This is a genomic window from Caballeronia sp. dw_19, assembly GCF_018449515.1.
Classification (GTDB): Bacteria; Pseudomonadota; Gammaproteobacteria; order Burkholderiales; family Burkholderiaceae; genus Caballeronia.
On the sequence record NZ_JAAVUQ010000044.1, the window covers coordinates 1 to 19,127 of the forward strand.

Below are 19,127 nucleotides of genomic sequence, written 5' to 3' on the forward strand. Positions count from 1 at the left end.
CAGTGGCTAACAGTGATAAAGAGAAAATCCGACTCTCGCAGACCGCTAACGCCGAAAGCAGCAACCCGGCAATGACCCCGACCACTAACACCGAAAGCCCCCCAAAACCCCAAGTGCGAACGAAAGACATCTCGCGCCCCCCCACCAGCAGAAACCGCGAGACATCCTCCAGCATAAATCGCTTACAGCCCCTTCAACGCGGCCTGCGCACGCGCAATCAACGCCGATGTCGACGAATCGTGCTTGGCTGGATCAGCCTTGTCACTGGTGATATCGGCTTCCACCACCTTGCCGAGGATCTTGCCCAGCTCGACGCCCCACTGATCGAACGAGTTGATGTCCCACACCGCGCCTTGCACCAGCACCTTGTGCTCGTACAGCGCGATGACCGCGCCCAATGTCTCGGGCGTGAGAGCATCAAGAATGATCGTGGTGGTCGGCCGATTGCCAGGAAAGCTCAGGTGAGTGGCAAGTTCTTCCTTGCCCTGTCCCGCGACCTTCTTCGCTTCTTCCAGCGTACGCCCGAGCATCAGCGCTTCGCTTTGCGCAAAGCAGTTTGCCAGCAGCTTCGCGTGATGATCGATCAGCGGATGTTCCGGCGTCAGCACGGCGATAAAGTCGACCGGGATCAACGTCGGACCCTGATGCAGCATCTGGTAGAACGCATGCTGACCATTCGTGCCGGGCTCGCCCCAGATCACGGCGGCGGTCGGGTAATCGACCATGGTGCCGTCGAGACGCGCCGACTTGCCGTTGCTCTCCATCTCAAGTTGCTGGAGATACGAAGACAGGTAGCGCATGGCTTGCGAATACGGCGCGACCATCACGCTTTGCGACTCGAAGAAGTCGCGATACCAAATGCCGATCATGCCCATCAGCACGGGCAAATTGCGTTCGAACGGCGCGGTACGGAAATGCTCGTCCATCGCATGCGCGCCGGCCAGCAGCTTTTCGAAATTCTCCGGACCGACCGAGATCACGATCGATAAGCCAACCGTGGACCATAGCGAATAACGGCCGCCGACCCAGTCCCACATCTCGAAGACGTTTTCCTTCGCAATGCCGAACTTGACCACTTCCTCAGGATTCGCCGATACCCCCACGAAATGCTTCGACAACGCTTCTTCCGGGCAGCCGCTTTTCACGAACCACTCGCGCATGGAGCGCGCGTTGGTCATGGTTTCGAGCGTGGTGAAGGTCTTGGACACAACAATAGCCAGCGTCTCTTCAGCGTCGATGCCCTTGAGCACGTTGTAGATATCTGCGCCATCGACGTTCGAGACAAAATGCGTGTCCAGACCGGGCTTTGCCAGGTGCTGCAATGCATGCACGACCATCTTCGGCCCGAGATCCGAGCCGCCAATCCCGATGTTCACCACATGGCGAATCGGCTTGCCGGTGTAGCCGGTCCAGGAACCGTCGCGAACCTTGTTGGCGAATGCGGCCATCTTGGCTTTTTCAGCGCGGATTTCTTTCTGGAACGGGGAGTTGTCGTCGATGGAACGCAAGGCCGTATGCAGCACCGCGCGATGTTCCGTGACGTTGACGATATCGCCGGCAAACACGGCGTCGCGCTTTTCAGCGACCTTGGCCTGCTGCGCGAGTTCGACCAGCAGCTTGAGCGTGGCTTCGGTAATCCGGTTCTTCGAGAAATCGATGGAGATGCCGCCGCCGTCAAAAGTCAGGCGCTCGGCGCGGGACGGCGTTGTGTCGTTTTGCGGCGCGAACCAGTCGCGCAGGCGCTCGTCACGGATGGCATCGTAATGCGTCTGGAGCGCCGGCCAGGCAGGGAGCGAATTGAGCGTCATAACGGTCCGTTTATCAGAGGGTGACGGGAAGTACTGATCATCGCGCGGGGTCCGATGAGGGTCTATCTCGAACCCCTTACGCGCGAGTCAACAAGTATAGCCACGATGGATGAATGATTGCTTGCATGGACGATAAGCGCATCGGCCATGGCTTCATGTTTCGTTCGTCATGGATAAACGCCGCGAGGCGAGCAGCGATACAGGTGGCCTCGCGTACGTATCGCACGGATAAACGCCGCTCGGCAAACGGCGCCACGGACGGACTCGCCGACGTACTCGCACCTCGAGCACGTTAGCCTGATCACGTCGCGTAAAAAAGCCGGTTGAGCAAACTGCGCACTTTCGGCGCCAGCTCGCCCGCGGTTAATCCTGCTGGCCCTTCGCCTTCGCCGGTCAACTCTTCAGCGGCCAGCCCGTGCAGATAAACCCCGGCAAGCGCCGCCTCATAAGCCGGCAAGCGCTGCGCGAGAAACGCGCCGATCAACCCGCCCAGCACGTCGCCGGTCCCGCCGGTGGCGAGCGCGGCATTGCCGGTGGGGTTCACCGACACGCGCCCATCGGGCGAAGCGACGATCGTGCCGGTGCCTTTCAGCACAGCGACAGCCGCGAAACGCGCCGCCAGTTGCCGCGCGGCAGCGATGCGATCGGCTTGCACCTTTTTTACCTCCGATCCGAGCAAGCGCGCAGCTTCCAGCGGATGCGGCGTCAATATGCACGGGTCCCCGCGAGCGCCCCGTTCGGCGATCTTGGCAGCCAGCTTTTCATCCGATGAAATCAGGTTGAGCGCGTCGGCATCGAAGAGCTTGGGGACATCGAGTGCGAGGACATCGACGAGCACCTTTTTCGCGCGCTCGCTCTGGCCCATGCCGCAGCCGACCGCGAGCGCGTTCATCTTGTCGAGTGAGATCTGGTCGACGTGGTGCAGCATCAGTTCCGGATGGGGCGGGTCATAAGGCGGAGAATCAGTGCCGATGAACGCCACGTTGACCTTGCCCGCGCCTCCGTACAACGCCATGCGCGCGGCCAGGATCGGCGCGCCGCACATGCCGGTGTCGCCGCCGAGCACGGCCAGCGTGCCGAAGGTGCCCTTGTTGGTCGAGAAATCGCGGGGCGGCAAGTGCGAGCCGAACAGCGATGGCGCGTTCAGCACGACAGAGGGTTCAAGCGGCGGCTTGACGCCCAGATCGGCGATACCCAGATCGGCGATATAAAGCTTGCCCGTGAGGTCGCGGCCATCGCCGGTGAAATGGCCCGGCTTCGCGCCGATAAACGTGATGGTGTGCGTGGCCCGCACTGCCTGCGCACGACCGTCGGCGCTGCGGCTGACGGGCTCACCCGTGTCGCTCGACAGCCCGCTCGCGATATCCAGCGCAAGCACGCCGCCGCTCGCCTTCGAGCGCCGTGACAGGCGCGCGGCGAGATCCGCGAACACGCCTTCCAGCGGCCGTCCGAGACCGATGCCGAACATGCCGTCGATGAGCCAGCCGAAGGTATCGAAGGATGGGGGGGATTCGGTGGTGATCTTCACGCCCGCTTGCCTGGCTTCGGCCAGCGCCCAGCGTGCATCGTCGGGTTTGACTTCCACCGGCATGCAGACTTCGACGTCTATACCGGCGCGCCGCAAGCGGGCGGCCATCACGAGTGCATCGCCGCCATTATTGCCCGGCCCGGCCACGATCCAGACTGGCAGGGCGGCAAGATGCGGCGCATGCCGGTTCTGATCGATGACAAATTGCGCCGCGGCAGCGCCGGCGCGCGCCATCAATGTATTCGGGGGAAGGGCGGCCGCCGCGCGGCTTTCCAGCGTGCGTAGTTCGCCGAGTGTCAGCAGCGCCAGCGCGTGATCGCGCGGCTCGACGTAGGGCGGCTGAGGGGTGTTTGAGACGGTGGAGAAGTCGGAGTCGGTCATGGCGCCAGCGTTGGAGGAGTGCGTTAGCTCATCGCAATTATTGCGCCCAAATGACCACAAACGCCGGCCGGGGATCCGTAAAGTGCATTACGTCCGCGAAAAAGGCAGTTCGCTCTTCCACTTCGCTAGCGTTTTGGCCGCCCCGGGACCCAAGCCGGATAACGCTCAACCCTTCCTAAAACCGGTTCATCCGCAGCGCGCGCACCGTTTCAAGAGGCACGTCGGGCGTGATTCCGGAAACCATCGCCGCCACAACCTTGGCCGCTCCGCAAGCGATACCCCAGCCCGCCGGCCCGTGCGCCGCGTTGATGAACAAACGGGCGTGCCCGGTCGGGCTTACAACGGGCAAGCCATCGGGCGACACCAGCCGGATGCCATCCCAAGCCCGTGCCGCCGATACCTTCGCCGCGCCCGGAATCCAGTCGTGCGTCGCCTGGCCGAGCAGCGCGAGGGCGCGCCGCGTCATACTTTCGTTCATCGGCTTGTGCGCTTTTGCCGCGCTCTCAAGCACCGCGCCGCCGGTCACACGCATGCGCTGGTTGATCCGTGTCATCGTGATGCGTTTCACCGAATCGACCACCGTAATGTGAGGCGCACGCTCTTCGTAAGCAATCGGCGCGGTCAGCGTGTGCAGGCGCAGCGGATGCAGCGGCAGCGTGATTCCCAGCGTGGCCAGCAAGGCCGGCGTGCCGGTACCGGCCGCGACCACGATGGCGTCGGCGCCGATCAGTTCCACGTCGCGAGACTTGCGGCCCTTGCCGTCCATTTCGCCCGCGCGCGGTCCGAGTTCCACGGCGGCACGCTGGGCATCGGCGCGAATGGCCGTTACTTCGCGGCCGAGCTGGAATTGCACGCCGTTGTCTTCCAGCACCTGCTTCAGCAGCTTGGTGAACAACGGGCAATTGGCGGTGTGGGCATCGCCCAGCAATACGCCGCCCGCAAGCGGCGGATCATCGGGAATGGAAGGCTCCGCCGCTACGCATTCCTCGGGCGTCAGCAGGCGATACGGTGTCTCGAAGCGCTGCAGCAGGGCGATCGCGGATTGCGCCAGTTCGAGATCGCGTTCATGACGGAACACGTGCAGCACGCCGGTGCGCTGTTCGTAATCGAGGGAATACCGGGAGTCGATATCCGCTATCAGGTCGCGCGAAATATCCACCAGCGGTCGCAAAGCAACGTACTGACCTTTGAAAAGCGCCGGGTCCTTGAGCCGCGCGAGTTGCTTGGCGAACGCGCGGGTATCGGAATTGAAGCCGGGTTTGTACACAATGCCGGTTTTGGCCGAGCGACGTGTCTGCATGAACGTTGGTCCGAACCACACGTCGAGCGGCGAGGGCAGCACGGAGCCGCCGTGGCCGTAGGTTGCACCCTGCGCAACGGTGGCATGGCGCTCGACCACGCAGACGCGGTGGCCGTTTGCACGCAATTGATACGCGGTGGCGATGCCGGCGATTCCGCCGCCGATGACGATGACATCCATGATTCATTCTCGCCCGAAGGCGCAAGACCAGACTGGTTCACGAGCCGGCGCCCAACTGTGTCGGGGCGCCCGGGATTCGCCGGGATTCTCGTGAGAGAGGCGAGCCGGCGTTTGTGCGACCAAACGCCGGTCGGGGAAAGCGCGCCATCATAGCGCCAAACGGGCATCGGCGGGACGCCAAGAGGCGTGGCACAGCGGCGCCGGTGGCCGGGTCGACGGCTGAAAACCCTTGCGTGGCAAGGGTCCTGAAGTGCGTCGCCGGATCGTCTCAAAAACGTTCCGGGCATATTTCAGAGATTGCGGGTGTGCCGTCAGGCCGTTTCACGGCTTGGCCCCGGGTCCGTTTTCGAGACACTTCCGGGTTATAATCCGGGACTTCCCACCGCCGGTTGCGGCACTGCCGCAACCGGCTCCGACGTCTATCGTCTCGACGTCTGCCTTGGCGAATTCGACGTCCTTTAAGCACCGTGACAATGGCCCACTTCTCGTGTTTCCCCGGCGCTTCGGCCCTCTCCGATTTCCGTCAAACCCGCCTGCTCGAAACATTGACGCGCATCGACCCGGCAATTGTCGGCGTGCGCGGCCAGTATCTGCATTTCGTGAACTCGGTCGATCCGCTCTCCGATGAAGACAGCAACCGCATCCACGCACTGATGCACTACGGCGCGCCGTTCGAGGCCAGCACCGAGCGTGGCGCGCAAGAGACCTTCATGGTCGTGCCGCGATTCGGCACCGTTTCGCCGTGGGCGAGCAAGGCGACAGATATTGCGCATCACTGCGGGCTCACGCAGGTTCGCCGGATCGAGCGGGGCATCGAATATACGGTGATCCTGAAAAGCGGCTTGCTCGGCAGCGGCATCGGCGGCAAGAAGGCGTTGGGCGAGCAGGAGCGCGCAGCAGTTACAGCCGCGCTGCATGACCGGATGACCGAAAGCGTGGCGCCGTCGCGGGATCACGCACTGCATCTCTTCGACGAACTGCCGGCGCAGCCGCTGCAAGCCGTCGACATCCTCGGCCATGGCCGCGGCGCGCTGGAAACGGCGAACGCGGAACTGGGTCTCGCGCTGGCGGACGATGAAATCGACTATCTCGTTGATTCGTTCAAGCAGTTGGAGCGCAATCCGACCGACGTCGAGTTGATGATGTTCGCTCAGGCCAACAGCGAACATTGCCGTCACAAGATTTTCAACGGGCAGTGGACCATTGACGGCGAGCCGCAGGACATCTCGCTTTTCAACATGATCCGCAACACCGAGAAGCTGAACCATGCCGGCACGATCGTCGCGTATTCGGACAACTCGGCGATCATGGAAGGCGGCACGGCCGAGCGTTGGTTCCCGCGTGGTTCGAACGAACATTACGGCCGTCACACCGAGTTGACGCACACGTTGATGAAGGTCGAGACGCATAACCACCCGACCGCCATTTCGCCTTTCGCCGGCGCGGCAACCGGCTCCGGCGGCGAGATCCGCGATGAAGGCGCGACGGGCCGCGGTGCGCGCCCGAAAGCGGGCCTGGCGGGTTTCACGGTATCGAACCTGGACTTGCCCGACGCACGCCAGCCGTGGGAAAACGCCCGCGACAGCGCCGTGCCGGTGCCGCAGCGCAATCCATCGGATACGCATGAGCCGTACGGCAAGCCGGAACGGATTGCATCGCCGTTGCAGATCATGATCGATGGCCCCATCGGCGCGGCCGCGTTCAACAACGAATTCGGCCGGCCCAACCTGGGCGGCTATTTCCGCGCATATGAGCAGAACGCTGCGGGGCGCGTGCGGGGTTATCACAAGCCGATCATGATCGCGGGCGGGATCGGCAATATCTCGGATCAGCACACGCACAAGATGGATTTGCCGGCGGGGTCGTTGCTGATTCAGATCGGCGGTCCGGGCATGCGGATCGGCATGGGCGGCGGCGCGGCGAGTTCCATGGCGACCGGCGCGAACACCGCGCAACTCGACTTCGATTCCGTCCAGCGCGGCAACCCCGAAATCCAGCGGCGCGCGCAGGAAGTCATCAATGCGTGCTGGCAGTTGGGCGCCGAGAACCCGATCCTGAGCATCCACGACGTGGGCGCGGGCGGGTTATCGAATGCGTTCCCTGAACTCGTTGATGGCGCGGACAAGGGCGCGCGTTTCGAATTGCGTCGCGTGCAGCTTGAGGAATCGGGTTTGTCGCCGCGCGAAATCTGGTCGAACGAAGCGCAGGAACGCTACGTTCTGGCTATCGCGCCGGAAAGCCTGCCGGCCTTCGAAGCGATCTGCACGCGTGAACGCTGCCCGGTCGCGGTGGTGGGCGTTGCGACGGAAGAACGCCAGTTGCAGTTGATCGACGACTTGAAGAGCGCGGATCAAAAGCTCGAACCCGTCGATATGCCCATGGAAGTCCTGCTGGGCAAGACGCCGAAGATGCATCGCGACGTGAAGCGCGAGGTCTTGACGTTCGAGCCGGTCGATGTGACCGGTATGGTTTTGTCCGAGATCGCGGTGAGCGTGCTCAAGCATCCGACGGTCGCGAGCAAATCGTTTTTGATCACCATCGGTGACCGCTCGGTGGGCGGCACGACGGCGCGCGATCAGATGGTCGGCCCGTGGCAAGTGCCCGTCGCCGATTGCGCGATCACGACCATGGATTACGCGGGCTTCCGTGGCGAAGCAATGACCATTGCCGAGCGCACGCCGCTTGCCGTGATCGATGCACCCGCATCCGGCCGCATGGCAGTGGGCGAAGCGGTGACGAACATTGCGTCGGCGCCAATCGAATCGTTGAGCAAGCTGAAGCTGTCCGCTAACTGGATGGCCGCGTGCGGCAGTCCTGGCGAAGACGCGGCGCTGTTTGACACCGTGAAGGCTATTGGCATGGAGTTGTGCCCGGCGCTGGGCATCAGTATTCCTGTCGGCAAGGATTCACTGTCGATGCGCACCAAGTGGCAGGACGAGGCGGGCGTAGCGAAGGAAGTCGTGTCGCCGGTGTCGCTGATCATTTCGGCGTTTGCGCCGGTTGAAGATGTACGCCGCCAACTCACGCCGCAATTGCAGCGTGGCACGGATACGGTGCTGATCTCGATCGACCTGGGCCGTGGGAAGAATCGTCTTGGCGGCAGCATTCTGGCGCAAGTGACGCAGCAGATTGGCGATACGGTTCCTGACGTCGATGATGCCGAGGACCTGAAGCGGTTCTTCAACGCGATCCAGTCGCTCAATGCTGCTGGCAAGTTGCTCGCGTATCACGACCGTTCCGATGGCGGCCTCTGGGCCACTGTCTGCGAAATGGCGTTTGCGGGGCACGTGGGGGTGTCGCTGAATGTTGACATGCTGATCCTCGATCCCAACCATGAATCCGATTACGGCGATGCCAAGGACTGGGCGAAGCAGACCAGCGGCCGTCGTGAGGACCGGACCATTCGCGCGTTGTTCGCCGAAGAATTGGGCGGTGTGATCCAGGTGCCTCTGGCGGATCGCGATGCCGTGCTGGCTGTGTTGCGCGAACACGGGCTGTTTGGTTGCAGCGAAGTGATCGGCAAGCCGAACGAGCGTGACACGATCGAAATTTATCGCGATGCAAAGAAAATCTATGAAGCTCCGCGGCATGAGTTGCAGCGTGCGTGGAGCGAAGTGAGCTGGCGCATCGCGCGGTTACGCGATAACCCGGCTTGCGCCGATGCCGAATACGACGCGTTGCTCGATCCTGCTGATCCGGGCATTTCGCCGGTTTTGACTTTTGATCCGACGCAGGATGTGTCGGCTCCGTTTGTCAGCAAGGGGGCGCGTCCGCGTGTCGCTATCTTGCGAGAGCAGGGTGTCAATTCGCATCTGGAAACGGCTTACGCGTTCGACCGTTCGGGGTTCGACACCCACGACGTTCACATGAGCGATTTGCTGGAAGGGCGAGTCACGCTTGCGGACTTCGCAGGTGCGGTTGCGTGCGGTGGTTTCTCTTACGGGGACGTGCTGGGTGCGGGCGAGGGCTGGGCCAAGACGATTCGTTTCAATCCGCGTCTGGCTGATATGTTTGCGGAGTTCTTCGGTCGCACGGATACCTTTGCGCTGGGCATTTGCAATGGATGCCAGATGATGAGCAGCCTCGCTTCGATGATCCCTGGCGCGGAGGCATGGCCGAAGTTTACGCGGAACAAATCGGAGCAATTCGAGGCGCGGTTTGCATCGGTTGAGATACAAGGCTCGCCGTCGATATTCTTCGCTGGAATGGAAGGTTCGCGGATTCCGGTGGCCGTTGCGCACGGCGAAGGCTTTGCTGATTTCTCGCAGCAGGGCGACGTAGCGAACGCTTTAGTGGCCATGCGTTTCGTCGATCACCAGGGCGCTGCGACCGAGCGTTATCCGTTGAATCCGAATGGTTCGCCGGATGGGATTACGTCGGTGACGACGCCGGATGGACGTTTTACGGTGCTGATGCCGCATATGGAGCGGGTACACAGGAACGTGCAGATGAGTTGGACGCCAGGGGATTGGACTGGGGACGCGAGTCCGTGGTTGCGCGTGTTTCAGAATGCGCGGCGCTGGGTAGGGTGAGAGGGGTCGCTCGCGCCGGTGGACCGCAAGGTGGGTTTGCTGGCGCGGATTGGTCGTTAGGTTTTGGGGGTGGTCGGGGTTGATGCTGGGTTGATCGGTTCTGGGGTTAGTGGTCGGGGTTTATGCCGGGTTGGTGCTTTCGGCCGTGGTGGTCTGCGTGACTCGGATTTTCTCTTTATCATTGTTAGCCACTGTGCGTGGCGGCACGTCATTTCTTTGTCCAAAGCGACAAAGAAACGAAGCAAAGAAAACGCTTTTAAACCACGCTACCCTAAGTGTCCACAGCGTGCAGTTTTGATTCATGGGTGCCCCAAAAGCACGGTGCTCGCCAGAGCCACCGATGTTTGAACCCCTCCTTCTCGCGAATCCTGACATGAACACGCTTCGCCACCAGTGCTCTCGGGCAAGCATATTTGCCAAGCGACTCGCACGGCCTCACGCGTACTCGTAACGTCGTGCTTTCATATGAAAACGCGTTACCGTCCGTGCTCTCGAGCACGATTTGCCCAGGAACCAGCCCGGACTAACGCGTATTTGCTTCTGCGGTTCTTCGTGGGTCAACTACTCGACCTGAGGCGTCATTTTTATGACTCACTGCCTCACGCATCCAAGACCCCGGGGCTTTTGGTGAATTGGTGATGTGGTTCGGTGTCCATACCTATTTGGAGGTAGGTTGTCCGCGGATAGCGCGGGGTGCTCCTTGGGCAGGTTCAATCACTGGTGGCGAAGCGTGTGGGTATCGGTGTTCGGAGAAGGAGGGGTTCACACATCCGTCGCTCTGGCGAGCACCGTGCTTTTGGGGCACCCATGAATGGAAACTGCACGCTGTGGACACTTAGGGTAGAGCGGTTAAAGCGTTTTCTTTGCTTCGTTTCTTTGTCGCTTTGGACAAAGAAATGACGTGCCGCCACGCACAGTGGCTAATAGTGATAAAGAGAAAATCCGACTCTCGCAGACCACTAAGGCCGAAAGCAGCAACCCGGCATAGACCCCGACCGCTAGCCCCAGAACAGACCAACCCGGCATAAACCCCGACCACTAACCCCAGAACCGACCAACCCACCATCAACCCCGACCAAACCCTAACGACCAACCCGCGCCAGCAAACCCACCCCTCCGGTCCACCGGCGCGAGCACCCCCTACTTGATTACAGCCTTCTTCTGCAAACCCTCTTCAAAAGCCTGCAGCTTTTCCTGCTGAATCTGCTTCGCAATCTGGTCCTTGACCTGCTCCAACGGCGGCGGCGCGACATCGCGAATGTCGTCCAACCGAATGATGTGCCAGCCGAATTGCGTCTTCACCGGCTCATCGGTCATCTCGCCCTTCTTCAACTTCTCAGCCGCCGCGCCAAACTCCGGCACATACGCCTGCGGGCTTGACCAGTCCAGATCGCCGCCATTCTTGCCCGATCCCGGATCCTTCGAATACTGCTTCGCCAGATCTTCAAAACTCGCGCCAGCCTTGATCTTCGCAATCAAGTCCTTAGCCTGAGCTTCGTTGTCGACGAGAATATGGTGCAGGTGATATTCCTTGCCGCCGCCAACCTGCTTGACCATGTCGTCATACCGAGCCTTGATCTCGGCATCGGTCGGCGGATTGTTCTTCACGAAATCTTCAATCAACGCACGCAAGACCACCGTCTGCTGAGCAACGGCAATCTGCGCCTTCACGTCGGGACGCGTGGCAATACCGCGTCGCATCGCTTCCTGCATCAAGATCTCGCGATTCACCAGCTCTTGACGCACGGCCGCCTGCAATTGCGGCGTGTCCTGCTGACCCTGCTGAACGAGTTGCGCGACCAGCGCATCGACACGGGATTTCGGAATCGGCGTGCCGTTCACCACGGCAATGTTCTGAGCAAACACGGGCGCCGCCGCGAACGCGGCCAGCAACACCCAGATACGGGGATTTTTTAAAATCATCAATAGTTCCTGATCAGAACGAGGGCTGGGAATCTTGGCTGAAATCTGTTGACTGAAAGCAAAACTGAACTGAAGGACAGTTCTAAAGGACAGTTAAGTTACTAGGGGTCACTCGAACTGGTCTGCAAACTCTTCGGGTGTAAAAGCCTTGATGGCAAGCGCATGAATACCCTGCCGCAGCTCGTCGGCCAGCGCATCATACACCAGCCGGTGCCGCGCCACGCGTGGCTTCCCGGCGAATCGGGCCGCCACGATGGTAACCGTATAGTGACTCCCCGCCGAGGCTCCGACATGGCCCGCATGCGCGGCGCTGTCATCGTCTATATGCACCGACGAAGCCTCAAGCGCCGCATTAAGCCGCGCTTCGAGATAAGTGATCTTGCCTTCGGCCGACGCATTGACGAAGTTCTCGATAAAACCGGGGTCGCTCATTTCCCTTCGTCCTCTTTCATATACTTCGCGAGCCACAAACTCTGAGCCACGATAAACACCAGCAAACACCCGGTCGCGCCGAACAGCTTGAAGTTGACCCATTGATCGGTGGTGTAGTTGAACGCCACGAACAGATTGACCACGCCGAGAATCGCGAAAAACACGGCCCAGGCAAGGTTCAACTGACCCCACACACGATGCGGCAAAACAATCTGCTTGCCCATCATTGCTTCAATGAGATTCTTCCCGAAAGCGAGCTGCGACACGATCAGCGCGCCGGCAAAAAGCCAGTAAAGCGCGGTGGGTTTCCACTTGATGAACGTATCGTTGTGCAGCACGAGCGTCGCGCCGCCGAATACGACCACCACACCCAGGCTCACCCACAGCATGGGATCGACCTTGCGATGCCGGAACGCGACCCACGCAATTTGCACAAGCGTGGCGACAATTGCTACAGCGGTGGCGGTGTAGATGCCCCAGATCTTGAATGCGACGAAGAAGAGGAGGATCGGAAATAGATCGAACAGAAATTTCATGTCGTAGGGACGTGGAGGGCATCAATTTGAAAGCGCGCACGCGCCGCGCGTCACCGGTTCGCTACCGGCACAGCACGACGCCTGGCGAGTGAATAGCCGCAGTCAGCCGCATTTGGCCTTATCTGGCCTCAATCATCTGGCTGTAAGTCAGCCGTGTTTGAAAACGCGCGGCGAGGGTGCTCGCCGCGGCAACATCGACTCGCAGACTCACTGGCCAGCATCGCCCGACGCGCTTACTTGGGTTCGAATTGTAGCGCAGCCGAGTTGATGCAGTAGCGCAAGCCCGTCGGCGCGGGACCGTCTTCGAAGACGTGGCCCAAATGCGCGCCGCAGTTCTTGCATTGCACTTCAATGCGCAGCATGCCGTGCGCACGATCGGTCTTTTCGTTGATGACTTCGCCGTTGATCGGCTTGAAATAGCTCGGCCAGCCGCAACCGGCATCGAATTTCGTATCCGACTCGAACAGCGGCGTGCCGCAGCATACGCAGTCATACACACCGCGCTCCGTGTGATCCCAGTATTCGCCGGTAAACGGGCGTTCGGTGGCGGCGTGGCGCGTCACCTGGTACTGGATATCGGTCAATTCCTTTCGATACGCGGCGTCGTCCTTCTGCAGCGGAGCAACGGGGTCAACAGGGTCTTTCGTGAGATCGTCTCGGTTCATGGTTCTCTATCTCCAGATCTTTAGCGGCGCCCAACAAGGCGGCTCGTTTGGGCGGCTAGTTTCGGCTCATTCATTTGGGGGCTATTTCAGGAAGAGCAACTGACTTCCAGATCACTCGCCCAGTCGGGCGGCAGGCCGGCATACGCTTCAAATTCAGGTTGTTCATCGAAGGGATGGCGCAGCACCTGTGCCAACCGTTCAACTTCAGAAAAATCCTTCTCCTTCGCCAGGCGGATGGCGTTCTCGGCCAGATGATTGCGTAAGACATACTTTGGGTTCGCGGCGTTCATCGCGCTTGCCCGCGCTTCGTCGCTCCGTGTTTCCTCCGACAAGCGCAACCGGTAGTCGTTCGCCCAGACATCGAAAGCGGCGCGATCGAGGAACAGGTCACGCACGGGCGCGTCGCCAGAAGCGTCCGCCTTGCGCATTTTGGCCAGGTTTCGAAACGTCAGCGTGAAATCGGCGCGATTGGCGTTCATCACGTCGAACAGGAGGCTGGCAAGTTTATCGTCGCCTTCGCGAATCTCAGCCAGTCCAAGTTTCGCGCGCATACGGCGCTCGAGCGCGGGCGCAAACCGGTCCTTGAACCCTTCCAGCACGCGCTGCGCGTCTTCGATCACTTTGTGGTTGCGAGTGTCGTTGTCATATTGCTGACCGAACAGCGGCACCAGCGCTTGCGCAAGGCAAAACAGATTCCAGTAGCCAATCTGCGGCTGCATTTTATAAGCGTACCGACCCTGCGAATCCGAGTGATTGCAGATGTGATTCGCGTTGAATCCATCGATAAAGCCAAACGGGCCGTAATCGATCGTCAGCCCAAGAATCGACATGTTGTCCGTGTTCATCACGCCATGGCAAAACCCGACGGCTTGCCAATCCGCCATCAAGTCAGCGGTGCGGTGCGTGATTTCCTGCAGGAGCGCCAGAGCGGGATCGTCGGCTTCGCGGCACTGCGGATAGAACCGGTCGATCACGTGATCGGTGAGCTTTTTCAGTTCATCGAGCCGATCGTTCGTGTAGAAGTGCTCGAGGTGGCCAAAACGCACGAAACTCGGCGCGACCCGCGTCACAACGGCGGCCGTTTCCATTGTTTCGCGTCGCACCGGCTGGTCCGATCCGATGACGCACAGCGCCCGCGTGGTCGGAATGCCGAGATGGTGCATGGCTTCGGAGCACAAATATTCGCGTATCGATGACCGCAGTACCGCCCGTCCGTCGCCCATCCGTGAATACGGCGTACGCCCCGCGCCTTTTAGCTGCAACTCGAAACGCTTGCCATTGTGTTCAATCTCGCCCAGGCCGATCGCGCGGCCATCGCCAAGCTGGCCGGCCCACACGCCGAACTGGTGCCCCGAATACACCGATGCATACGGCAACTTCTCCGCCGGCCATTCCCGCGTGGGATTGCCCGCTAAAAGCGCTGCAAACGGCTCGGCGAACGCGGGATCTTGCGCGTCGGCGGCGTTGAAACCGAGTTGCGCGGCGGTATCGGCGGAAATGCCCACCAGATAAGGGTCCGGCAACGGCGCAGCGGGCAGGCGGGTGAGAAAGGCGGAGCCGAGTGAAACGAACGCATCCGGCCTATCGGTTTCGATCGATGCAAGCAGTGAATCCACGGGAGCAAGGCTTGCGGGTTCGGCAACTGCCGCGGTGCTGCTTGGGGAAAACGACATATTGAGCACCTCATGATTAACCGATATTGTAAATCCGCGCTCGCGCCGCTGCACAAGCCCGCGCCGGGCCGCTCTCACATTGGCTGCGACACCAAATTAAGGTATTAGTCCAGGTAGTAGATCAGGCATCAAAAACCGTGCATCCGGACTTGTGAGGAACTCGCCCATGACGTCGCCGCTTTTCGGCCAGATGATGGATGTACCGCTGCTCGCTTCATCGTTGTTATCCCACGCTGCACGCCATTTCGGCGATACCGAGATTGTCTCGCGCCGCATTGAAGGCGACATTCATCGCTACACCTGGCGCGATTGCGAAAAACGCGCGAAAGAACTGTCGCAGGCGCTGATCGGGCTGGGTGTGCAACCGGGCGAACGCGTTGGCACATTGGCGTGGAACGGATATCGCCATCTGGAATGTTATTACGGCGTGACCGGCATGGGCGCCGTCTGTCACACCATCAACCCGCGGCTTTTCCCCGATCAGGTGGCGTTCATCGTCAATCACGCCGACGACGAATACGTCGCGTTCGACATGACGTTCGCCACGCTCGTCGACATCATCGCGCCGCAGTGCCCGAACGTGAAGGGCTGGATTGCGCTCGGCGACGAGACCTGCATCAGCACCCATCTCGCCGATATGGCCACGCCCGCGCTCAGCTATGAAACGCTGATCGGCAAATGCGATGGCGACTACGCGTGGCCAGTCCTCGACGAACGCTCGGCATCGTTTCTTTGCTACACATCGGGCACGACCGGCAATCCGAAGGGCGCGCTTTACACGCATCGATCGACGGTGTTGCATGCGTTTGCGGCGTCGCTGCCTGACGCCATGGGCTGTTCCGCCCGCGATGCAATCCTGCCCGTTGTGCCCATGTTCCACGTCAACGCGTGGGGCATTCCGCACGCCGCGCCGCTGGTCGGCGCAAAGCTCGTGCTGCCCGGCAATTATCTCGATGGCAAAGCGCTCTACGAACTCATGGAAGCCGAAGGCGTGACGTTTTCGGCAGGCGTACCGACGGTCTGGCTCGGCTTGTTGAACTACATGAAGCAGGCTGGCGTGCGCTTCAATACGCTCAAACGCACGGTGATTGGCGGCTCGGCCTGTCCGCCGGCCATGCTGCGCAGCTTCGAGGACGACTATGGCGTGGAGGTGATTCACGCGTGGGGCATGACGGAGATGTCGCCGCTCGGCACGCTTGCCAAGCTCACCTGGAAGCAGCAGCAACGCTCGCCGGACGAGCAGCGGCATCTGCGCGAAAAGCAGGGTCACGTGATGTTTGGCGTGGACATGAAAGTTGTCGGCGATGACGGCCAGGAACTCCCTTGGGACGGCACGTCGTTCGGCGATCTGCATGTGCGCGGGCCATGGGTAATCGACCGGTATTTCCGCAAGGAGGTTTCGCCGCTGATCGACGGCTGGTTTCCGACCGGCGATGTCGCGACTATCGACGCCGATGGTTTCATGCACATCACCGATCGCAGCAAGGACGTGATCAAGTCGGGCGGCGAATGGATCAGTTCGATCGACCTGGAGAACGTGATGATGTCGCATCCGCAGGTGGCGGAAGCGGCGTGTATTGCGTGCTCACATCCGAAGTGGACGGAGCGGCCGCTGGTGGTGGTCGTGCTGCGTCCGGGCGCAACCGTCACGCGGGAGGAACTGCTCGCGTTCTACGACGGCAAGGTGGCGAAGTGGTGGAAACCGGACGATGTTGTTTTCGCCGATGAACTCCCGCATACGGCTACGGGAAAGCTGCAGAAGCTTCGGCTAAGAGAGTTGTATAGGGAGCATGTGCTGCCGACGGTTGATGAAAAAGTGGTTTGAGTTTTTGTCTGAATCTTAGTTTCCGGGCTTTTTCGCTTTACCGGGCTGCCGGCGCGCAGCCCGGTTTTCTTCGCTCGACCCTTCGAAGCTCTTCGAAGTTTATCTCCATCCCAAAATAACGAAATTGAACGAGCGTTCTTTTTTGTGTATTCTTCTCGGGGTAACTCACAATCCCAGCGACACGGTAATCAGCGCTTTCCGGGAGTTTCCCGGAGAATCTGACTATCGGCAGGCATCGAATGGAGGTAGACAAATGGCAGTGGACTACACGACTCGCGACGGCATCGCCGTTATTACGCTGAACAATCCGCCGGTGAATGGCCTCGGGTTTTCCACCCGGCTTGGGCTTGTCGAGGGCGTTGAAAAAGCGCAGGCGGACGCGTCCGTCAGCGCGATCGTGATCATCGGCGCGGGCAAGGCGTTTTCCGGCGGCGCCGATATCACCGAATTCAACACGCCCAAGGCGACCCAGGAACCCACGCTGCACACGGTCATCAAGGCCGTTGAAGGCAGCACAAAGCCTGTCGTGGCCGCAATCCACAGCGTGGCAATGGGCGGCGGACTCGAACTGGCGCTGGGCGCGCATTATCGGGTGGCGTCGGCGGGGGCGCAGATCGCGTTGCCCGAAGTCAAGCTCGGCATCCTGCCGGGCGCAGGCGGCACGCAGCGCTTGCCGCGCGCGGTCGGCCTGGAAACGGCGCTGAACATGATTGTGTCGGGCGCGCCGGTGATGTCGGAGAAATTGGCCGGAACTGGTTTATTCGATCACATGGCGCAAGGCGATCTGCTCGACGAAGCCGTCAAATTCGCGCAAAAAGTGGGCGCGCAAAGCGGCCCGCATCCGAAGGTTCGCGATCGCAAGATCGAGCATCTGAACGCTGAAGGGTTTATCCAGTTCGCACGTAACGGCGTCACGCCGCTGGCGAAGAACTTTCCGGCGCCGCTCAAATGTATCGATGCAGTGGAAGCCGGCGTGAAGCTCGGTTTCGATAAAGGCCTGGCCGTCGAACGCGAATGTTTCGTGGCGCTGGTGCAAACGCCCGAGAGCCATGCGCTGCGCCACGCCTTCTTCGGCGAACGCGCGGCGAGCAAGATTCCCGACGTGCCTTCGTCCACACCCGTGCGCAAGATCGAACGCGTTGGCGTGATCGGCGCGGGGACGATGGGCGGCGGTATCGCCATGAATTTCGTCAATGCGGGACTGCCGGTGACGCTGCTGGAGACGAAGCAGGAAGCGCTGGACCGTGGGCTTGCCACTATCCGCAAGAACTACGAAAGCGCCGTGAAAAAGGGCCGTCTGACTGCCGAGAAACTGGAAGAACGCATGGCGCTGATCACGCCTACGCTCGCCTATGAGGACCTCAAGGACGCCGACCTGATCATCGAAGCGGTGTTCGAAGAACTCGGCGTGAAAGAGCAGGTGTTTTCGAAACTCGATCAGGTCGCGAAGAAGGGTGCGATCCTGGCATCGAATACGTCTACGCTCGATGTCGACAAGATTGCAGCGTTCACCAAACGTCCCGAAGACGTGGTCGGCATGCACTTCTTCAGCCCGGCCAACGTGATGAAGCTGCTGGAAGTCGTGCGCGGCGCGAAGACATCGAAAGACGTGCTCGCCACCGTCATGCAACTCGCGAAGAAAATCAAGAAGACGGCCGTGGTGTCGGGCGTCTGCGATGGTTTTATCGGCAACCGGATGATCGAGCAGTATCTTCGCCAGGCGCTTTTCATGCTCGAAGAAGGCGCGTTGCCGGCGCAAGTGGATCGCGCGATCGAAAAATTCGGCTTCGCGATGGGACCGTTCCGCATGAGTGACCTCGCGGGCAATGACATTGGCTGGGCGATTCGCAAACGGCGTTATCAAGAGAAGCCCGATCTGAAGTATTCGAAGATCGCGGACCGCTTGTGCGAGACCGGGCGCTTCGGACAGAAGACCGGTGCGGGGTGGTACGACTACAAGGCAGGGGACCGCACGGCGCATCCGTCGAAGATTGTCGACGACATGATCGTTGCGTATTCGAAGGAACAGGACGTCACGCGCCGCAAGATTTCTGACGATGAGATTGTCGAACGGCTGGTGTTCGCGCTCGTGAACGAAGGTGCGCTGATCCTGGAAGAAGGGATTGCATCGAAGGCGTCAGACATCGACATGGTCTACCTGACCGGTTACGGTTTCCCGCTGTATCGCGGCGGACCGATGCTGTATGCGGATACGGTCGGCCTGTACAACGTCGAGCGCGCGATGCGCAAGTATGGGGCCCAAGCCAACGGCGATGCATGGAAGCCCGCGGCGCGCGTGACCGAACTGGCCGCAGAAGGACGCGGCTTTAACAGCTAGATTCAA

At 60.6% G+C, this 19,127-nt stretch carries 11 protein-coding genes; 3 read left to right on the forward strand and 8 right to left on the reverse strand.

From position 1 onward, the window contains the following. Positions 1-182: 182 nt before the first annotated feature. The 3 genes from pgi to HB376_RS34890 form a co-directional block, all read right to left on the reverse strand. Positions 183-1,808 (reverse strand): glucose-6-phosphate isomerase, encoded by a 1,626-nt coding sequence (gene pgi, locus HB376_RS34880; RefSeq protein WP_213768257.1) that lies wholly within the window; start codon positions 1,806-1,808, stop codon positions 183-185. Positions 1,809-2,109: 301 nt separating this feature from the next. Beyond that, on the reverse strand, positions 2,110-3,717 hold the full coding sequence (locus HB376_RS34885; protein ID WP_213768258.1) for an NAD(P)H-hydrate dehydratase: 1,608 nt from the start codon (positions 3,715-3,717) through the stop codon (positions 2,110-2,112). Between the two features lie 175 nt (positions 3,718-3,892). Further along, on the reverse strand, positions 3,893-5,197 hold the full coding sequence (locus HB376_RS34890; RefSeq protein ID WP_213768259.1) for an FAD-dependent oxidoreductase: 1,305 nt from the start codon (positions 5,195-5,197) through the stop codon (positions 3,893-3,895). 473 nt (positions 5,198-5,670) lie between these two features. On the opposite strand from HB376_RS34890, the gene purL reads away from it, so the two are divergent. Then, the gene (purL, locus tag HB376_RS34895) at positions 5,671-9,729 is read left to right on the forward strand and encodes a phosphoribosylformylglycinamidine synthase (RefSeq protein ID WP_213768260.1); all 4,059 of its coding nucleotides are present in this window, start codon (positions 5,671-5,673) and stop codon (positions 9,727-9,729) included. A 1,140-nt stretch (positions 9,730-10,869) separates the two neighbouring features. Here purL and HB376_RS34900 read toward each other — a convergent pair. The 5 genes from HB376_RS34900 to HB376_RS34920 form a co-directional block, all read right to left on the reverse strand. Then, positions 10,870-11,652 carry a peptidylprolyl isomerase gene (locus HB376_RS34900; protein ID WP_213768261.1) on the reverse strand — a complete coding sequence of 261 codons (783 nt, stop codon included), beginning with the start codon at positions 11,650-11,652 and terminating at the stop codon, positions 10,870-10,872. 108 nt (positions 11,653-11,760) lie between these two features. Then, positions 11,761-12,084: a BolA family protein gene (locus HB376_RS34905; protein ID WP_213768262.1), complete on the reverse strand. Its 324-nt coding sequence runs from the start codon at positions 12,082-12,084 to the stop codon at positions 11,761-11,763. Next, a complete protein-coding gene (locus HB376_RS34910) occupies positions 12,081-12,620 on the reverse strand; it encodes a septation protein A (protein ID WP_213768263.1) in 540 nt (179 codons plus the stop codon). The genes HB376_RS34905 and HB376_RS34910 overlap by 4 nt, the downstream gene beginning before the upstream one ends. Before the next feature lie 233 nt (positions 12,621-12,853). Continuing rightward, positions 12,854-13,285 carry a peptide-methionine (R)-S-oxide reductase MsrB gene (gene msrB / locus HB376_RS34915; protein WP_213768264.1) on the reverse strand — a complete coding sequence of 144 codons (432 nt, stop codon included), beginning with the start codon at positions 13,283-13,285 and terminating at the stop codon, positions 12,854-12,856. Positions 13,286-13,371: 86 nt separating this feature from the next. Beyond that, complete coding sequence (locus tag HB376_RS34920; RefSeq protein WP_213768265.1) at positions 13,372-14,958, reverse strand: protein adenylyltransferase SelO; 1,587 nt, start codon at positions 14,956-14,958, stop codon at positions 13,372-13,374. A gap of 166 nt (positions 14,959-15,124) precedes the next feature. Here HB376_RS34920 and HB376_RS34925 point away from each other — a divergent pair, with 166 nt between their 5' ends. Beyond that, complete coding sequence (locus HB376_RS34925; protein WP_213768266.1) at positions 15,125-16,783, forward strand: 3-(methylthio)propionyl-CoA ligase; 1,659 nt, start codon at positions 15,125-15,127, stop codon at positions 16,781-16,783. A gap of 253 nt (positions 16,784-17,036) precedes the next feature. Beyond that, positions 17,037-19,121 (forward strand): 3-hydroxyacyl-CoA dehydrogenase NAD-binding domain-containing protein, encoded by a 2,085-nt coding sequence (locus HB376_RS34930; RefSeq protein ID WP_213768267.1) that lies wholly within the window; start codon positions 17,037-17,039, stop codon positions 19,119-19,121. Positions 19,122-19,127 lie beyond the last annotated feature (6 nt).

Bases quoted from the DNA above. Each gene is read 5' to 3' on its own strand.
- pgi (WP_213768257.1), bottom strand. From the start codon at position 1,808: ATGACGCTCAATTCGCTCCCTGCCTGGCCGGCGCTCCAGACGCATTAC.
- HB376_RS34885 (WP_213768258.1), bottom strand. From the start codon at position 3,717: ATGACCGACTCCGACTTCTCCACCGTCTCAAACACCCCTCAGCCGCCC.
- HB376_RS34890 (WP_213768259.1), bottom strand. From the start codon at position 5,197: ATGGATGTCATCGTCATCGGCGGCGGAATCGCCGGCATCGCCACCGCG.
- purL (WP_213768260.1), top strand. From the start codon at position 5,671: ATGGCCCACTTCTCGTGTTTCCCCGGCGCTTCGGCCCTCTCCGATTTC.
- HB376_RS34900 (WP_213768261.1), bottom strand. From the start codon at position 11,652: ATGATTTTAAAAAATCCCCGTATCTGGGTGTTGCTGGCCGCGTTCGCG.
- HB376_RS34905 (WP_213768262.1), bottom strand. From the start codon at position 12,084: ATGAGCGACCCCGGTTTTATCGAGAACTTCGTCAATGCGTCGGCCGAA.
- HB376_RS34910 (WP_213768263.1), bottom strand. From the start codon at position 12,620: ATGAAATTTCTGTTCGATCTATTTCCGATCCTCCTCTTCTTCGTCGCA.
- msrB (WP_213768264.1), bottom strand. From the start codon at position 13,285: ATGAACCGAGACGATCTCACGAAAGACCCTGTTGACCCCGTTGCTCCG.
- HB376_RS34920 (WP_213768265.1), bottom strand. From the start codon at position 14,958: ATGTCGTTTTCCCCAAGCAGCACCGCGGCAGTTGCCGAACCCGCAAGC.
- HB376_RS34925 (WP_213768266.1), top strand. From the start codon at position 15,125: ATGACGTCGCCGCTTTTCGGCCAGATGATGGATGTACCGCTGCTCGCT.
- HB376_RS34930 (WP_213768267.1), top strand. From the start codon at position 17,037: ATGGCAGTGGACTACACGACTCGCGACGGCATCGCCGTTATTACGCTG.